The 15,839-nt window shown below is 74.8% G+C and carries 15 protein-coding genes; 9 read left to right on the forward strand and 6 right to left on the reverse strand.

Annotation, left to right across the window (positions count from 1 at the left end; translation table 11 throughout):
• Window positions 1-98: 98 nt before the first annotated feature.
• Entirely contained in the window at window positions 99-1,490 is a 1,392-nt protein-coding gene (locus ABGA99_RS29010; RefSeq protein ID WP_347583765.1) for an SGNH/GDSL hydrolase family protein, read from the reverse strand.
• A 324-nt stretch (window positions 1,491-1,814) separates the two neighbouring features.
• On the opposite strand from ABGA99_RS29010, the gene ABGA99_RS29015 reads away from it, so the two are divergent.
• Window positions 1,815-2,735 carry a glycoside hydrolase family 19 protein gene (locus ABGA99_RS29015; protein WP_347578224.1) on the forward strand — a complete coding sequence of 307 codons (921 nt, stop codon included), beginning with the start codon at window positions 1,815-1,817 and terminating at the stop codon, window positions 2,733-2,735.
• Between the two features lie 163 nt (window positions 2,736-2,898).
• On the opposite strand, the gene ABGA99_RS29020 is transcribed toward ABGA99_RS29015, so the two are convergent.
• The 3 genes from ABGA99_RS29020 to ABGA99_RS29030 form a co-directional block, all read right to left on the reverse strand.
• The gene (locus ABGA99_RS29020) at window positions 2,899-3,216 is read right to left on the reverse strand and encodes a hypothetical protein (protein WP_347583766.1); all 318 of its coding nucleotides are present in this window, start codon (window positions 3,214-3,216) and stop codon (window positions 2,899-2,901) included.
• A 63-nt stretch (window positions 3,217-3,279) separates the two neighbouring features.
• The gene (locus ABGA99_RS29025) at window positions 3,280-3,867 is read right to left on the reverse strand and encodes a short chain dehydrogenase (protein ID WP_347578057.1); all 588 of its coding nucleotides are present in this window, start codon (window positions 3,865-3,867) and stop codon (window positions 3,280-3,282) included.
• A gap of 7 nt (window positions 3,868-3,874) precedes the next feature.
• The gene (locus tag ABGA99_RS29030; RefSeq protein ID WP_347583767.1) at window positions 3,875-5,512 is read right to left on the reverse strand and encodes an FAD-binding oxidoreductase; all 1,638 of its coding nucleotides are present in this window, start codon (window positions 5,510-5,512) and stop codon (window positions 3,875-3,877) included.
• A 186-nt stretch (window positions 5,513-5,698) separates the two neighbouring features.
• On the opposite strand from ABGA99_RS29030, the gene ABGA99_RS29035 reads away from it, so the two are divergent.
• Together ABGA99_RS29035 and ABGA99_RS29040 are read left to right on the forward strand one after the other, a co-directional pair.
• Window positions 5,699-6,334: a hemerythrin domain-containing protein gene (locus ABGA99_RS29035; protein WP_347578059.1), complete on the forward strand. Its 636-nt coding sequence runs from the start codon at window positions 5,699-5,701 to the stop codon at window positions 6,332-6,334.
• Window positions 6,335-6,456: 122 nt separating this feature from the next.
• Window positions 6,457-7,392 carry a hypothetical protein gene (locus ABGA99_RS29040; RefSeq protein ID WP_347583768.1) on the forward strand — a complete coding sequence of 312 codons (936 nt, stop codon included), beginning with the start codon at window positions 6,457-6,459 and terminating at the stop codon, window positions 7,390-7,392.
• A gap of 25 nt (window positions 7,393-7,417) precedes the next feature.
• Here the strand turns inward: ABGA99_RS29040 and ABGA99_RS29045 are convergent, their stop codons facing one another.
• A complete protein-coding gene (locus ABGA99_RS29045; RefSeq protein WP_347578061.1) occupies window positions 7,418-8,182 on the reverse strand; it encodes an SDR family NAD(P)-dependent oxidoreductase in 765 nt (254 codons plus the stop codon).
• Between the two features lie 181 nt (window positions 8,183-8,363).
• On the opposite strand from ABGA99_RS29045, the gene ABGA99_RS29050 reads away from it, so the two are divergent.
• From ABGA99_RS29050 to ABGA99_RS29060, 3 genes are all read left to right on the forward strand, one after another.
• Window positions 8,364-8,675 carry a MazG-like family protein gene (locus ABGA99_RS29050; protein WP_347578062.1) on the forward strand — a complete coding sequence of 104 codons (312 nt, stop codon included), beginning with the start codon at window positions 8,364-8,366 and terminating at the stop codon, window positions 8,673-8,675.
• Between the two features lie 413 nt (window positions 8,676-9,088).
• Complete coding sequence (locus tag ABGA99_RS29055; protein ID WP_347583769.1) at window positions 9,089-11,968, forward strand: AAA family ATPase; 2,880 nt, start codon at window positions 9,089-9,091, stop codon at window positions 11,966-11,968.
• A 111-nt stretch (window positions 11,969-12,079) separates the two neighbouring features.
• Entirely contained in the window at window positions 12,080-12,709 is a 630-nt protein-coding gene (locus tag ABGA99_RS29060; RefSeq protein WP_347578063.1) for a hypothetical protein, read from the forward strand.
• Between the two features lie 201 nt (window positions 12,710-12,910).
• Here ABGA99_RS29060 and ABGA99_RS29065 read toward each other — a convergent pair whose 3' ends face one another.
• A complete protein-coding gene (locus tag ABGA99_RS29065) occupies window positions 12,911-13,261 on the reverse strand; it encodes a helix-turn-helix domain-containing protein (RefSeq protein WP_347578064.1) in 351 nt (116 codons plus the stop codon).
• Between the two features lie 59 nt (window positions 13,262-13,320).
• Here ABGA99_RS29065 and ABGA99_RS29070 point away from each other — a divergent pair, with 59 nt between their 5' ends.
• The 3 genes from ABGA99_RS29070 to sigJ all read left to right on the forward strand — a co-directional run bounded on the left by ABGA99_RS29070 (window position 13,321) and on the right by sigJ (window position 15,826).
• The gene (locus ABGA99_RS29070) at window positions 13,321-14,220 is read left to right on the forward strand and encodes an NAD(P)-binding domain-containing protein (RefSeq protein ID WP_347578065.1); all 900 of its coding nucleotides are present in this window, start codon (window positions 13,321-13,323) and stop codon (window positions 14,218-14,220) included.
• Window positions 14,221-14,361: 141 nt separating this feature from the next.
• Complete coding sequence (locus ABGA99_RS29075; RefSeq protein ID WP_347578066.1) at window positions 14,362-14,634, forward strand: hypothetical protein; 273 nt, start codon at window positions 14,362-14,364, stop codon at window positions 14,632-14,634.
• Window positions 14,635-14,944: 310 nt separating this feature from the next.
• The gene (gene sigJ / locus ABGA99_RS29080) at window positions 14,945-15,826 is read left to right on the forward strand and encodes an RNA polymerase sigma factor SigJ (RefSeq protein ID WP_347578067.1); all 882 of its coding nucleotides are present in this window, start codon (window positions 14,945-14,947) and stop codon (window positions 15,824-15,826) included.
• The last annotated feature ends 13 nt before the right edge of the window (window positions 15,827-15,839 follow it).

Genomic DNA, 15,839 nt, shown 5'->3' on the forward strand with positions numbered 1-15,839 from the left:
CGGAACGAGGGCCGGCCGGCGGCAGCGCCGGCCGGCCCTTCGCGCTGTTCAGAAGTGTTGCGCGGGGGTGCTGTTGAGGAGTGCTGCGCGGCTGCCGCTCAGGTGAACAGGCGCAGCGGGACCGCCGCCGCCATCGCCGCCATCCCCGCGTCGTTCGGGTGCAGGCCGTCGCCGCTGTCGTACGCCGGGAGCAGGCGGCGCGGCTGGGCCGGGTCGCGGGTGGCCGCGTCGAAGTCGACGGTGCCGTCGTACTCGCCGGCGGTGCGGATCCAGTCGTTCACCGTCTGGCGGACCGCTTCCCGCTCCGGGGTGTAGAAGCCGAGGTCGTCGCCCTCCACCGGCAGCACCGTCGCGCCGTGGATGCGCAGCCCGCGGGCGTGGGCCTGGCGGATGAGGCTGCGGTGGCCGTTGATGAGGTCGGCGGCGGTGACCTCCTCGTCGCGGGGGGCGTCGCGGCCGGGGTGGCCGAGGTCGTTGATGCCGAGGAGCACGACGACGTGCCGGGCGGCCGGCTGGTCCAGGACGTCGCGGGCGAAGCGGCGGATGCCGGCCTCGCCGAAGTACGGGGCGTAGTTCTCGGCGTTGGAACCGGGCGGCGGGTTGGGGTCGCGCAGGAGGCGGTTGCCGCCGATGCCGGCGTTGAGGACGCCCGTGCCGGGGCGGCCGGCCTCGTCGCGCAGGCGGCGGGCGAGGGCGTCGGGCCAGCGGCGGTTGGCGCCGACGGTGGTGCGGGAGCCGTCGGTGATGGAGTCGCCGAAGGTGACGATCGCCTGGCGGGCTCCGGTGCCGGCACCCGCGCCGGTCCCGGGCGCGGCGCCGGTGACCGCGATGCCGGCGAGGAAGTACCAGCTCGTGACGGTGCGCTGGGGCTCGACGGCCGGCTTGGCGGCGACGTTCCCGGCGGCGACGTAGGTGCGCTGGAACGCCGACCTGTGGACCGTGTCGGCCGGCGTCGGCTGCGGCAGGTGGACGCTGACGGCGAGGTCCGCGGCGGTCGGTACGTCCAGCCGCACCGGGTCGCTCCACCGCCGGGTGCCGGGCGCCAGCGTCACCGACGTACGGCCGCCGAAGCGCACCGCACGGTCGGTGCCGGGGACGACGGCGGTGCCGTCGCCGGGGACCGAGTGGGCGACGCGGACCTCGCCGACGACGAGGGGTTCGGTGCCGTACCGGTTGGTGAGGCGGATACGGAGTGCGCGCCCGCCGGCGCTGGTGTGGACGACCTGGCGCAGGGTCTGGTCGGCGAAGGCGGTGCCGTCGGCCGCGGGCACCCTCGTCTCGGCGCAGGCCCAGGTGCCGGTCCAGGCCCGGCCCTGCGCGCCGTCGGCGCCGTCGGCCGCGGCGGCGGTGGAGGCGGTGAGCGCCTGCCACGTACCGGCGAGGACCGGGGTGGCGGCGACGGCGGCGGCGGCGCGGCCGAGGCTGCGTCTGCTGGGCCCCCGGGCGGCGCCGTGGCCGTGATCGGGGGGCGGGGCGGCTTCGTCGGGCATGTGCGTACCTCCCGGCTCGGCGGTCGGGGCACGCCCGGCTTCCCGCCGTCGCACGGCGGTCGATCAGGGTGTCCGACCGGCTGAGAAACCAAACGGAAGGAAGGTACGGCTGCTCAGAGCGGCGGTCAACGGTGCCTTGCGGGCGCTCGCTTGCCGTGGGTCGTCGTCATAGAAAGCCCTTGCTGGTGAGGGCCCGTAGACCGGCGTGCTGATCCTCGGGGTATTTGTTGGTCTAGACCTTGACAGGTCCAGACCAATGGGCTTTGCTCCACCATGCCACGTACACCCCCACTGACAGGATGTGATGACGTGTCAGCCACACACGTGCACGTACACCTGCACCGCAGACTCGGCAGACGGATCAGGGGCATCGTCGCCGCCCTCGCGGCGGTGGCCATCATCGCCGTGCTCGTCCCGCTCGCCACCGCCACCACCGCCAGCGCCGCCGCCTGCGCTGCCGCGTGGAACAGCGGCTCCGTGTACACCCAGGGCAACGTCGTCTCCCACAACGGCCACAACTGGCAGGCCAAGTGGTGGACCCAGGGCGAGACGCCCGGCACCACCGGGCAGTGGGGCGTCTGGGCCGACCAGGGCACCTGCGGGGGCAGCGACCCCGGGCCCGGGCCCGGCGGCTTCGTGACCGAGGCCCAGTTCAACCAGATGTTCCCGAACCGGAACCCCTTCTACACGTACGCGGGCCTCACCACCGCCATGCGGTCCTACCCCGCCTTCGCCAACACCGGCGACAACACCACCAAGGCCCGCGAAGCCGCCGCCTTCCTCGCCAACGTCAGCCACGAGACCGGCGGCCTCGTCCACATCGTCGAGCAGAACCAGGCCAACTACCCCCACTACTGCGACGCGACCCAGCCCTACGGCTGTCCCGCCGGCCAGGCCGCGTACTACGGCCGCGGGCCCATCCAGCTCAGCTGGAACTTCAACTACAAGGCCGCCGGCGACGCGCTCGGCCTCGACCTGCTCACCAACCCCTGGCGGGTGGAGCGGGAACCGGCCGTGGCCTGGCAGACCGGCCTCTGGTACTGGATGACGCAGAGCGGCCCCGGCACCATGTCCGGCCACACGGCGATGACCACCGGCGCCGGCTTCGGTGAGTCCATCCGCTCGATCAACGGCGCCCTGGAGTGCAACGGGGGCAACCCCGCCCAGGTCCAGAGCCGCATCAACAACTACCAGCGCTTCACCCAGATCCTCGGCGTCACCCCGGGCGACCGCCTGAGCTGCTGACCCGCACCCCGTCCCCGAGGACGGCGGGCCCGTCTCCCCCGGGCGGGCCCGCCGTTCGCACGCACGGCCGGGGACTCATTCCGCGAGTTCCCGGTACAGGTCCGCCAGTGCCGTGTGGTCGTCCGCCGTGCCGGCGTACGGCCCTTGACCCACGGCGTGACGCTCAGCGCCCCGTCCCCGTAGGGCACCGTGAACCCCGCCCCGGCACCCGCACCCGCCCGCTGCGGCGCGCACACCGACTCCAGCCCGCCCGCCGCCAGTGCCGCCGCCCCCGCCTACGCCGCCTCCACGACCGCGCCGAATGCCGCGGCGCCAGCGCGTCCAGCGTCGCGAACAGCACCGTCCCGCCGCCCGACACCCGCCAGTGGTGCGCCCCGAAACCCCACGGCAGGTGCGCCGCCTCGTCCGCCTCCGGCAGCCAGTGCTCGGCCACCGCCTTCAGCACGTCCTGATCGGTCACGGAGTCGGGCGGCGTCAGCATCCAGCCGATCGTACGAGCCGGAGCCGGAAGCCGCAGCCGGAAGCCGGAGACCGGCCGCCCCGGTCACGGCCGGACGGTCCGGCCCTGCGCGGTGCCCGTCACGGCCTCCGCGTACGCGCGCGCCACCTCGGCGGCCGGGGTGCCGTCGGCCGGGTCCATGCCCAGGCTCTCCAGCGTCTCCGTGATCCACCCCGGGCTGATGAGATTGATCCGCAGATTCCGCGGCATCTCGGCGGCCGCGTTGCGGACGAAGCCCTCCAGGCCGGAGTTGACCAGGGCTCCCAGTGACCCGCCGGCCAGCGGCGCGGAGAACGTGCCGCCGGTCAGCGTGACGGAGCCGCCGTCCGGGAGCCGGCGCATGGCCCGCCGGGCCAGAGCGACCTGGCCCAGGAGCTTGCCCCGCACTCCCGCGGCGAACTCGTCGTCGGTCACCGACGCCAGCTCCACCAGCGGGCCGCTCGCCGCACAGCACACCACCGCGTCGAGGTCCGGCACGTCGTCGAAGAGCCCGTCCAGCGTGGCGGGATCGTCCAGATCCACCCGCACGGGACCGCTGCGCGACGCCTTCACGACCTGGTGAGAATCCTCCTCCAGCGCGCTGACGACAGCACTGCCGACCGTTCCGGTCGCACCGATCACGAGTACCTTCATGCGCCGATCATGTCAGCGGCCGTACGGACAGCCCGTGGTGGAAGACGTTCCGCGGATCCCACCGCTCCTTGGCGCGCTGCAGCCGGGCGTAGCCGTCCTCGCCGAAGTACAGCGTGTGCCAGGGGGTGCCGGAGGTGTTGTGGGCGGGGTCGGCGAGGTCGTTGTCCGGGTAGTTGATGAACGTCCCGCTGTCGTCGGCGCCCGCGGGTACCCCGCCGGAACGCGCGTACACCTTCCCGTACAGCTCACGCATCCACGTCAGTTGCCGCTCGTCCTCCGCCTCGTCCAGCCAGCCGTTGAGGAAGCCGACGAGGAAGACGGAGTCGCGGTGCGGCATCGCGGTCGCGCCGGGGGAGACGGCGTTGACCTGCCCGCCGTAGGTGTTGACGAAGACGCTGCCGAAGGGGTTGTCGTACGCGGGGTCGGTGAGACCCCGGTACAGGGTGGTGAGCTGGTCGGCGCAGAAGCCGCGGCGGCGGTAGCCCGACTTGATCTTCATGCGGGCGTCGAAGGGGGTCGCGTCGGCGCCGCTGTTCTTCAGCGTCGCGGTGAGCCACGGCAGCGTCGCGGCCTGCCGTTCGGGCTGCGGTACGCCCCGGCCGCGGGTCAGCGCACCCTGGAGGTCGTCCAGCAGCCGGCGCGCGGCGGTGTCGTCGGCGGCGATCTGGCCGGCGATGCCGAGGGGGCCGCTCGGCGAGGGGGTCATGGCGAACTCGCCGTAGAGCGCGGCGGCGGGGGTGCCGGGGGCGGAGTTGCGCTCGCCCCAGCGGCCGTAGTTGCGCATGAGGGTGCCGAAGGCGTCCTCGTCCAGGTCGGCCCAGTTCCAGGTGAGGGAGTAGGTGAGGACGGTGGCCGGCGGCCGCGGCAGCAGGTCCCCGGGCCCGGCGTCGCGGGAGGCACCCGGGGAGCGGAACCAGTAGCGGGTGACGACGCCGAAGCTGCCGCCCCCGCCCCCGGTGTGCGCCCACCACAGGTCGCGGTGCGGGTCCGACGGCTCCCGGGTGGCGACGACGCTGCGCGCCCGGCCCGACCGGTCGACCACGACGACCTCGACGGCGTACAGGTGGTCCACGGTCAGCCCGTACAGCCGGCACAGCGCGCCGTACCCCCCGCCCGCGACGTGCCCCCCGGCGCCCACGCCGGTGCAGGTGCCGCCGGGGACGGTGACGCCCCAGCCGAGGAAGAGCCGCCGGTACGCCTCGGCGAGGGTGGTGCCGGCCTCGACGACGAACGCACCGCGGGCGGGGTCGTAGCCGACGTCGCGCATGCCGCTCATGTCGATGATCACGTCGGTGTCGGGGCGGTCGACGAAGTCCTCGAAGCAGTGCCCGCCGCTGCGCACGGCGACGCGCCGCCCGGTCCGTAAGGCGTCGGCCACGGCGCGTACGACGTCGGCGGTGGTGCCGACGAGGCGGATCCGGGAGGGGTGGGAGGCGTGGCGGTGGTTGTAGCCGCGGAGCCGGAGGGAGGCGTAGCGGGGGTCGTCGGGGCGTACGGTCACGGGGCCGAACGCGCCGTCGGCGGCTGCTTCGGCGGCGGGTCGCGGCGCGGCGTGCGCCCGAGGTGCGGCGTACGCGGCGGCCGGTGCGGCCACGGCCGCGGCTGCGCCGGCGCGCAGCACGCTGCGGCGGGTGGATGCGGACATCAGGGTGCTTCTCCTTGTGCGGGGTCGGGGGGCTTCTCGACGCTAAGGAGCCGCCGCCCGCGGGGACATGGGCCTGGCCCCCGGTCCCGCGGTGCAGCCAGCACCCCTGTGCGGCCGGCATCGCCGTGCCGTCTCACATTCCGCGGGGCTGTGTCGTCATGAGGGGTGAGCAAGGGAGAAGCGACCATGAGTGACACCATCGACTTCACACTGATGTACGCGATGCACGACGCGCTCCGCCGCGACCTGGAGCAGATCGCGAAGGCGACCGCACGCACCGACGACGATCCGCGCCGCATCCTCGCCGCCGCGGCCGGCTGGGAACTCTTCAAGAAGGTCCTGCACATCCACCACACGGCCGAGGACGAGGCCCTGTGGCCGCCGCTGCGCGAAGCCCTGGCGAACCGTCCCGACGACCTCGCGGTCGTCGACGCGATGGAGGACGAACACGCCGAGATCGACCCCCTCCTCGACGCGGTCGATGCTGCCCTGGCCGACCGCGAGGCGGGCCCGGAGCGGCTGGCGGGGCTGGCGGACGAGATGGCCGTGAAGCTCACCGCGCACCTCACCCATGAGGAGGACGTCACGCTGCCGCTGATCGAGCGGACGCTGACACAGGCGCAGTTGCTGCACTTCGGCGGCGTGCACGCGGCCAAGGGCGCCGCCGACGGGCCGGTGCTGACGTCGTGGATGCTGGAGGGCGCGGACGACAAGATCCATGCGGCGACGCTGGCGATCCTCCCGGAGCCGGTGCGCGCGGCGTACCGCGACGAGTGGCGGCCGGCGTACGTGGCGCGGGACTGGTGGGGCACGGGCGCCTGACGTCGCCCCCCGGGGCGGGCGTACGGGCCGGAACCGTGCATTCCTTCCCGTACGCCCGAGTTTCCGGCATTTCGCCGCTGCGGTCACATCGGCCGGCTCTCGATTGTCATCAGGAACGAAAGGTGTCGCCGAGAGGACTCGACCAGATGGACGAACACGACTGGCTGGCCGAACGTTTCGAGACCGACCGCCCCGGCCTCCGACCCCTGGCGTACCGGCTGCTCGGCCCCGCGGAGGAGGCGGGCCGGGAGGACTGGACGAGGCTGAGCCGCGCCGACCGCGTGGGGGCCGACGGCCCCGACGCCTGTCCGTGCCCGACCGTCGCGCAGGTCACGCTGCACGTGCTCCGGTCCGGGGCCGTCGTGGACACGCCCGGGACGGGCGAACCGCCTGCCGACCTTCCCCGCTCGGTACGCGTCACGCTGCTGGCCGTCCTCGACACGCCGATGCCGCCGGAGCGGCTGGCGTACGCGCTGCAGGACATGTTCGCCGCGCCGTTCGAGGAGATCGCGGCGCTGGCGGCGCTGGCGACCCGCCAGTTGGCGGGCAGCGCCCGCCGTCCGGGCCCCGCGGGCGGATACGGCGGGACCGGCTACGACCGGGTCTCGTTCGGTACCGGCATGGACACCGGGGCGAGGACGGGCGCGGACATCGCGGGCGCGTTCCTGTCGGCGTCCCGCGGGGGCGACTTTCAGGCCATGCTGACGGCCCTGGACCCCAACCACCCGGACCGCCGCCCCGACCCCCGGGCCCCCCGGCCGGCGCACGCACCGCCTGCCGCCGGCCCCGACGGCGGCGCCCCCCGCCCCGCCCCGTCGGAACACCGCGGCGGCGACGCGGTGATCGGCACCACGGAGGTCCGCGGCACGGAGTCCGTCACCCGCGTCTGCACGGTACGCACCTGGACCCCGATCCCCGCCCTCATCGACGGCGCCGCGGGCCTGGTCTGGGTCCAGAACGGCCGTCCCCAAGTCGCCTTCCGCTTCACGGTCGAGGACGGCGAGGTCACCGCCACCGAGCTGGAGACGGACCTCTCCGCCCTCAGCATCGTGTTCTGACGACGACCGGCGGCAGGCGGCGGGGCTACCAGGGCAGCGGCCCGTCCTCGCCGAAGAACCCGCCGGTCGGGCCGTCCTCGCCGAGGGTGGCCAGGCGCACCACCACGGCAGCGCCCTCGGCCGGGGTGAGGAAGCCGCTGTGGCCGTTGATGTCCGTGTCGACGTAGCCGGGGGCGGCGGCGTTCACCAGGATCTTCTCCGTGCGCAGCTCGTTCGCGTACTGCAGGGTCAGCGCGTTCAGCGCCGTCTTGGAGGGCGAGTACGCCATGGACGGCAGCTCCGACAGGGGCCCGCCGACCGTGGCCGTCATCGCCAGCGACGCGGCGTGGCTGGAGAGGTTGACGATCCGCGCGGCCGGGGACCGACGCAGCAGCGGGAGCATCGCGTTGGTCACGGTGATCACCCCGAAGACGTTCGTGTCGAAGACCGCGCGGACCCGCTCCACGTCGACGTCGCTGGGCACCCGGTCGAGGGCGTCCTGCGGTGCGGCCTGACCCGACCCGCTGATGCCGGCGTTGTTGACCAGCACGTCCAGCCGGCCGAAACGGTCGTCGATCCAGGCGGCGGCCGCCCGCACGGAGGCCGGATCGGTGACGTCCAGGACCACAGCCCGCGCCTCGCCCGCCCCGGCCCGTATCGCCGCCGCGGCCTGCTCACCCCGGCGCGCGTCCCGGGCACCGACCAGGACGGTGGCTCCCCCGGCGGCCAGCAGTTCGGCGGCCGCGCGGCCGATCCCCTTGTTCGCACCGGTGATCAGGGCCACCTTCGGCTGTGCCGTGCGCTCGTTCATGGTCTCCGGACTCCCTTCCGTACAGGGCCTGTGTGCGTGCCGCCCTGGTTTCCATGAAGATGCCGCTGCCGCACTTTCTGTGACGCTTTGCTCGTGTGGCGTACGCCACCCCCCGCCCGGACCGGCCGGGCTTGGTCCTTCGGCCGCCTTCGGCGGACCGGACCCGATACCGAGGACGGCGATGGACGAGACCTGGAAGACGATCGAGCGGCTGTGCGCCTGGCTGGACGACGAGAGCCCGGTGCAGGGGAGGACCGGGCGGCTCCTGCGGATCCTGAAGATCGGCGAGGAGTACGGCGAGGTCGCCGGGGCCGTGCACGGCCTGCTCGGGTCGAATCCGCGGAAGGGCAAGACCCACACGATCGACGACGTCTGCGAGGAGCTGTGCGACGTGATCGTGACGAGCATGGTCGCGCTCGCCTCGATCTCCGACGACGCCGACCAGGTCTTCACCAGGAGGCTGCGGGAGATCGCCCACCGCTCCCTCACCTGAGGCGGGGGCGGAAACAAGAGTGGCACGGCACCCCGGGGGAAGGTGCCGCGCCACTCGGTCCATGGGGTCCGGTCAGGGTGACCGGGTGGGGGGTCGGCACGGTGGGGAGTGGGTGGCGTGGGGCCCCGGCGGTGGGCTCACGCCACCCACGGTCTCGTGGGCGCCTTCCTGCGTTCCGGCGCCGGCCGACCGCGTGCGGGAACGTCCCGGATGCTGCACGACGTCCCCCTCGGTCGCTTGTGAACCCGCTGCCCTCCTCTATGACAGCCGCGGGGCCGACGATGTGACGAACCGCGCCGGGTCGGTCTTGCTCGGGGTACGGGCTGAGGCTTACCTTCACGCTGTCGCCGCCGCGACGCGCCGCGCACACCCCCGCCCCGCGTGTCGTCGGACCCCACCGGCCGGAGGCGTTCATGACCGTGGAAAACGTTCTGCGCCCCGCGGAAGCGCCTGTGCTGGTCGGCCGGGCGCGGGAGCTGGGCGCGCTCGTGGACGCCGTCACGCGGTCGCCGTCGGTGGCGATGGTCGAGGGCGAGGCCGGGATCGGGAAGACGCGGCTGATCCGGGAGGCGCTGCGGGATCCCGCCGTGCGGGGGCGGCGGGTGCTGCTCGGGGGGTGCCGGCCGCTGCGGGAGCCGTTTCCGTACGGGCCCGTGTTCGATCTGCTGCGGCATCTCGCCGGCGGCGTGCCCACCGCGCTGAGCCCTGTCTGCGGTGCCCTGCGCGCGTATCTGCCCGAGTTGGCCGACCGGCTGCCCCCGGCGCCCGAGCTGCTCAGCGACTTACGGGCCCGGCGGCACCGGCTCTTCCGCGCCGTACGGGCCCTGCTGGACGCCGCCGGCGAGACCGTCATGGTCGTCGAGGATCTGCACTGGACCGACGACGGCACCCGCGACCTGCTGCGCTTCCTCGTCGACGATCCGCCCGACGGGCTGTCCGCCGTGCTCAGTTACCGCCGCGAGGACCTGCCGGGCAGCGGGCTGCCGCTGGGCCGCGCGTACCGGCAGCCGCCCGGCACCACCGCCGTCGTCATCCCCCTGCGGCCCCTGGACGTCCACGGCGTCCGCGGCATGTTCGCCGCCCTGACCGGGACCTCCGGGACCTCCGACGCCTTCACCGCCGAGCTGCACCGCCGTACCGCCGGCATCCCCTTCGTCGTCGAGGAAGTCGTCCGCGCCCTCCCCGCCGCCGACAACGGCGCCTTCGCCCGCATGCCCGTCCCCACGCGCCTCCAGGAAGCCGTCGCCGACCGCATGAGCGTGCTCTCGCCCGCCGCCGCCGACGCCGCACGGGCCGCCTCCGTCCTCCGCGTGCCCGCCGGCGAGGCGCTGATCGCCGCCGTCGTCCGCGGCACCCCCGGGCAGCCGGCCGCGCCCGCCGACTCCGCGGCCGTACGTGAGGCGCTGCGCGCCGGCATGCTGCACGAGTGGGGCGAGGACCGCTACGGCTTCCGCCACGCCCTCGCCCAGCAGGCCGTCTACGCCGGTCTCCTCGGCCCCGACCGGCACCGCCTCCACCGGCAGGCGATGCACGCCCTGGCCGCCGAGGACCCGCAGCCCCTCATCCAGCTCGCGTACCACGCGCACCACGGCGGCGAGCTGGCCCAGTGGCAGCGCTACGCCGAGGCCGCCGCCGGTTCCGCGCGCGAGATGGGCGATCTGGCGCTCGCCGTGGGGGTGCTGGAGGAGCTGCTGTCGGACGGGCGGCTCGGCCGGCCCGAGTGCGCCCGTATCGCCGTCGACCTCAGCCGCGACGCCGTCGTGGGGCTCACCCACCACCGGGCCACCGCGCTGCTCCACGACATCGTCAGGGACGGCCACATCCCCGACGGCGTCCGCGGCGAGATCCGCCTCAACCTCGGCCTGCTCCTCTACAACCAGGCCGGCAGCTACGAAGAGGGCCGCGTCCACACCGAGGTCGCCGTGGCGGAGCTGCACGCCCGGCCCGCGCTGGCCGCGCGCGGTATGGCGGCGCTCGCCATGCCGAGTTGGGGCGACCACCCGCGGCAGGTCTACGAGGGGTGGATCGCACGGGCGGAGGCGCTGGTGGCGCACGAGTCCGACCCCGCGGTCCGTACCGCCGTCCGCGGCAACCACCTGGCCCTGCGCATGAGCCTCGGCGACCCCGGCGTCCGGGCCGAGGCCGACGACCTCATCGCGGGTTCGGGACCCGGCACGCACCGCCGCCAAGTCGCCCGCGCCTGCGGCAACTTCGCCGACGCCGCCACCTGCCTCGGCCACTACCAGGCGGCGCAGCGCTACCGCGGCGAGGGGCGGCGGCTGGCGGCGGAGTGCGGGGCGGCGTTCCTCGAAGGCATCGTGGAGGGCACGGCGCTGCGCCTGGAGTGGTACGCGGGCCGCTGGAGCGGGCTTGCGGAGCGGTGCCGGCACACCCTCGACGCGGTGCAGGGAGTCTCCAGCATCGCCGCCGACGCGCACCTGGTGCTGGGGCTGCTGGCGTCGGCGCTGGGGGAGTGGGACGAGGCGGCGGCGGAGCTGGCGGCGGCGGGGCTCGCCGACCCGCGCAATGCGCCCGCGCCGGTACTCGCCACCGCCGCCGGGGCCATGACCCGCCTGCTGGCGGCCCGCGGCGAGCCGGAGTCGGCGCGCGCGGAGGCGGAGCGGGGCCTCGCGCGGATCCGCCGCAAGGACATCTGGCCGTGGGCGGGCGACCTGGCACCGCCGGCGGTCACGGCACTCGTCCGGGCCGGGGAGCTGCGGGCGGCGGAGGAGGTCACGGCGGAGCTGGCGGCGGGCATCGCGGGCCGGGACGCCCCGCTGGCGGCGGCGGCGCTGCTGGCATGCCGGGGGATCGTGGCGGCGGGGCAGGGACGGGCGCCGGAGGCGGCGGGGCAGTTCACGGCGGCCCAACGGGCGTACGGGGCCCTGCCGCAGCCGTACTCGGCGGCCCGCGCGGGCGAGGCGGCGGCGCGGTGCCGCCTGCCGGCGGACGCCGGCCCCGAACCGGCCCGCGAACTCGCCGCGCTCGCCCAGCAGTTCACCGACCTCGGCGCCATCCGTGACGCCGCCCGCTGCCGTCGCGTCCTGCGCGGCAACAACGTCCCGCTCCCCTCCCGCCGCGGCCGCCGGGGCTACGGCGACCAGCTCTCCCCGCGCGAACGCGAAGTCGCCCGGCTCGTGGCGCTCGGCCACACCAACCGGCAGATCGCCGACGTGCTGTACCTCTCCCCGCGCACCGTCGAGCAGCACGTGGCCAAGCTGCTGCGGAAGCTGCACGTCGGCTCGCGGTCGGAGGTGGCGGCCGCCGCACGGCGGCCGGGCGCGGCCAATTAATACGTACCGCCTACGTACCGTTTCCCGGATTGTTCTCCGTCCGCAGGCATGCGATCTGTGTGAACGGGCGGCGCGCCGCCCCGCATCCCCCACCAACATAAGGAGAGCGCCATGCGGAGCAAGGTACTCCTGAGATCGGTACTCGTGGCCGTGGCCGCGCTGGCCGCCGCGGTCGTCGGCCCCGGCGCGCAGGCGGCGCCCGCCCCCGAGGCCCGCGGCATCGCGGCCGTCGAGGCGTCCGCGCACGACCACGCCGACCACGGCAAGACCGGCGAGGGCCACGGCATCACCGCGGAGGAGTTCGAAGCGCTGGCAAAGAGCCCGCAGAGCCGCGACTTCGGAGCCAACGCCTGGCCGGTGCCCACCGACCGCAGCTACTACCTCACCTCCTCCTGCAGCGCCTACGCCGGCGCCATCGCGCAGGGCGCCGCGGCCTGGGCCAACCTGGACCGCACGTCCGGCAGCGGCACCCCGGTCGAGTGCCGCAACAGCTACATCACCGACTGCGGTGGCGGCGGCAACATCGTCGGCTGCAACTGGGGCGCGGGCCAGCGCATCGCGCTGTTCATGGGCGGCGTGAACGACGACGCGCTGCTCGCGGCGCACGAGTTCGGCCACGACTGGTACGGCCACTCCACCTACCAGTGCGCCGGCTGGTCCAGCCCGGCGCACGTGATGGCGCCGTCGATATGCAACTTCGCGGGCGACGGCGCCAAGAGCGGCCCGGTCCGCATCGACTGACCCGCCGCGGCACGACCCGCGGGGTGTCCGGACGGCGGACGCCCCCGCGGCAGGGGGCCCTCGCGGCAGCGCGAGGGCCCCTTCCCGTCGGCGGCGGGGGGCCGACGGCCCCCGGCCGGGCGGCCGTACCCACCTTTTTGTGGGTACTTGGCACGCCACCGCCGAGGCGTGACGCTGGAGGCAGACGCGAAACGGAGGTGGTCAGGGAGCCGGTACGGCTCCGGTGAGGTTGTCCAGACGGCGGTGGCCCCAGTCGGACAGCGGGGCCAGCGCCACGGAGAGGTCGCGGCCGAAGTCGGTGAGGGAGTAGACCGTCTTCAGGGGCAGTCCCTCGTGCACCTCGCGGTGCACCAGGCCGTCGCCCTCCATCTCGCGCAGCGCCTGCGTCAGCACCTTCTCGGTGAGGCCGGGCAGTCGGCGGAGCAGTTCGCCGGGGCGGTGGGGGCGGGTCTCCAGCAGCCAGAGCAGCGTCGTCTTCCACTTGCCGTCGATGACGGCGATCGCGGCGGTCACCCCGCAGACGTTCGTGTTCTGAGCGAGCTTGCGCGTCATGGCACCCCCATGGTCACCACGTGTCTCTTTTTCCCTGTCTTCACTTATGGAGGTTAGTCATGTCCGCAAACTCTGCGGTCACGGTCCTCGGGCTGGGCCCGATGGGACGGGCCCTGGCCGGGGCGTTCGTCGCCGCCGGGGTCCGTACGACGGTCTGGAACCGGACGCCTGGCCGGGACACCGAGCTGGTCGGGCGGGGGGCGCTGCGCGCGGCGTCGCCCGCGGAGGCGGTGGCCGCGAGCGACCTGACCGTCGTGTGCGTCGTGGACTACGACGCCGCCGACGCAGTGCTGCGGCGTGCGGACGTCGCTTCCGCGCTGAAGGGGCGTACGGTCGCGAACCTGAGCGCGGACACCCCCACGCGGGCCCGCGACGCCGCGGCCTGGGCGGCGGACCACGGGGTGCGCTATCTGGACGGCTCGATCATGACCCCGGTCGTCACCATCGGCACGCCGGACGGGGTGTTCATCTACAGCGGTCCGAAGAACCTCTACGACGAGCACCGGCCTGTGCTCTCCGCGCTGGGCGGCGCCCACACGCACCTCGGGGAGGACGTCGGCCGGGCCGCCGCGTACGACGTGGCGCTGCTGGACATCTTCTGGACCACGATGGCGGGCTGCGCCCACGCCCTGGCCGTCGCCCGGGCCGAGGGGGTCACCCCGGGCGAGCTGGCCCCGTTCGCGAAGGGCATCGGCGCGATCCTGTCCCCGGCCATCGAGGACATGGCCGCGCGGGTGGAGGCGGAGGACTACTCCGGGGCGAGCAACCCGATCACGTCGTCCGCGTCGTCGATGAAGCACATCGTCGCGACCTCCGAGAGCCACGGCATCGACGCCGGGGTGATGCGGGCGGCGGCGGGGCAGGCGCAGCGGGTCATCGGGCTGGGGTACGGAACGGACGGGTTCGTCCGCATCACGGAACTGGTGGCGGGCCGGCTGGCGGAGGCTGGCCGGGCCTGACGGCCCGGCCAACGGGGGGCGTCCGGCGCGGGTCCCGTCGGCCAACTTCCGGCCTTCCCGGCGCCCGGGGCGTGAGAGGGCGTACGGGAGGGCATTCCACCGTCGACTCGCGGAGGACGCGGGAGCGACGAAGGGGGAGCCATGGGGCGACGGTGGGGGATCGGCGCGGGGCTGGCGGCAGCGGCGGCGGTGCTGCTGCTCGCGGGCTGCGGCCAGCCGGCGGACTACAGCGAGGTGGTGACGTTCACCGACGAACACGGCCGCGCGTGCACCGCGGCGGTGGTCGTCGACCAGGAGCAGAACGAGGGCGACGACTACGAGGTGGCCGGCCTCGACTGCGACTACCCCCCGAAGGGCACAGAGCCGGGCCCCGCGGGCCACCAGCCCCTCCCGGAACGCGACACGAAGGACTGACCGGAAGGCCGGGACCGGAGGCCGGGGGAGGGGCGAGGGACGGAGGGCCGGGGTTCGGCCCGGCGGCCCCACGGCGGGGCCCTGCCGCGGGTGGCCGCCCCCGGCCGTGCGGCCACGGCCGGACAACGGGCGGGACCGACCGCTGCGCGGCCGGCCTCGCCCCGGGGCCGTGGGCCCCGGGGCGTCCCGCCGGACTCGCGGGCTCCCGGGCTCAGGTCCCGCCCCGTCCCCGCCGTCCCGGCGGAAACGCGCTGACCTGCGTCTGCCTACACTGCACGCAGCCGTCCCGGCGTGAGGAGGCCGTGCCCCCGTGGAGTCCACCCGTGCGTTGTCCGAGGCGGACTGGGCCGCTCACCGGCCCGCCGTGTTCGGGGCCGCCTACCGGATCCTCGGGTCCGTTGCCGAGGCCGAGGACGTGACGCAGGACGTGTGGCTGCGGGCCGCCGGCGCCGATCTGTCCCGGGTGCGGGATCTGCGGGCCTGGCTGGTGACCGTCGCCGCGCGGACCTCGTACAACGTGCTGCAGTCCGCCCGCGTCCGGCGGGAGACGTACGTCGGGCCCTGGCTGCCCGAGCCGCTGCCCACCGGGCCCGACGCCGCCGCGCAGGTGCTCGTGGACGAGTCGGTCGGCACCGCGATGCTCGTGCTGATGGAACGGCTGACGCCCGCCGAGCGGGTCGCGTTCGTGCTGCACGACGTCTTCGACTTCCCCTTCGCCCGCATCGCCGACGTGCTCGGCGCCACCCCCGCCGCCGCCCGCAAGCTCGCCTCCCGGGCGCGCGCACGGGTGCGGACGGACGGGCGGCAGCCGCACGCCTCCCGGGCGGAGACCGAGCGCGTGCTGCGGGCGTTCAAGGCCGCCGCCGAGGCCGGCGACATGGCCGCGCTGGTCGCGCTGCTGCACCCCGACGCCGTGTACGTCGGCGACGGCGGCGGCAAGGCGACCGCCGCGCGCCGGCCGGTGCGGGGGGTGGAGACGATCGCGCTGCTCACGGCCCGTTCGGTACGGATCGCGCGCCCCGACGCCGTACGCCTCGTCGAGGTCAACGGGCAGCCCGCGCTCGCGGCGTACCGCGACGGCAGGCCCGTCTGGCTGGACACCGTGGAGGTCGCCGACGGCCGTCTCACCGCGATCCGCCGGCTCGCCAACCCCGACAAGCTCGGTCCCCTCGCCGCCCTCGGTCACCTCTGACCCTCCTGTCTTG

Source organism: Streptomyces sp. B5E4 (genome assembly GCF_039871555.1).
GTDB lineage: Bacteria > Actinomycetota > Actinomycetes > Streptomycetales > Streptomycetaceae > Streptomyces.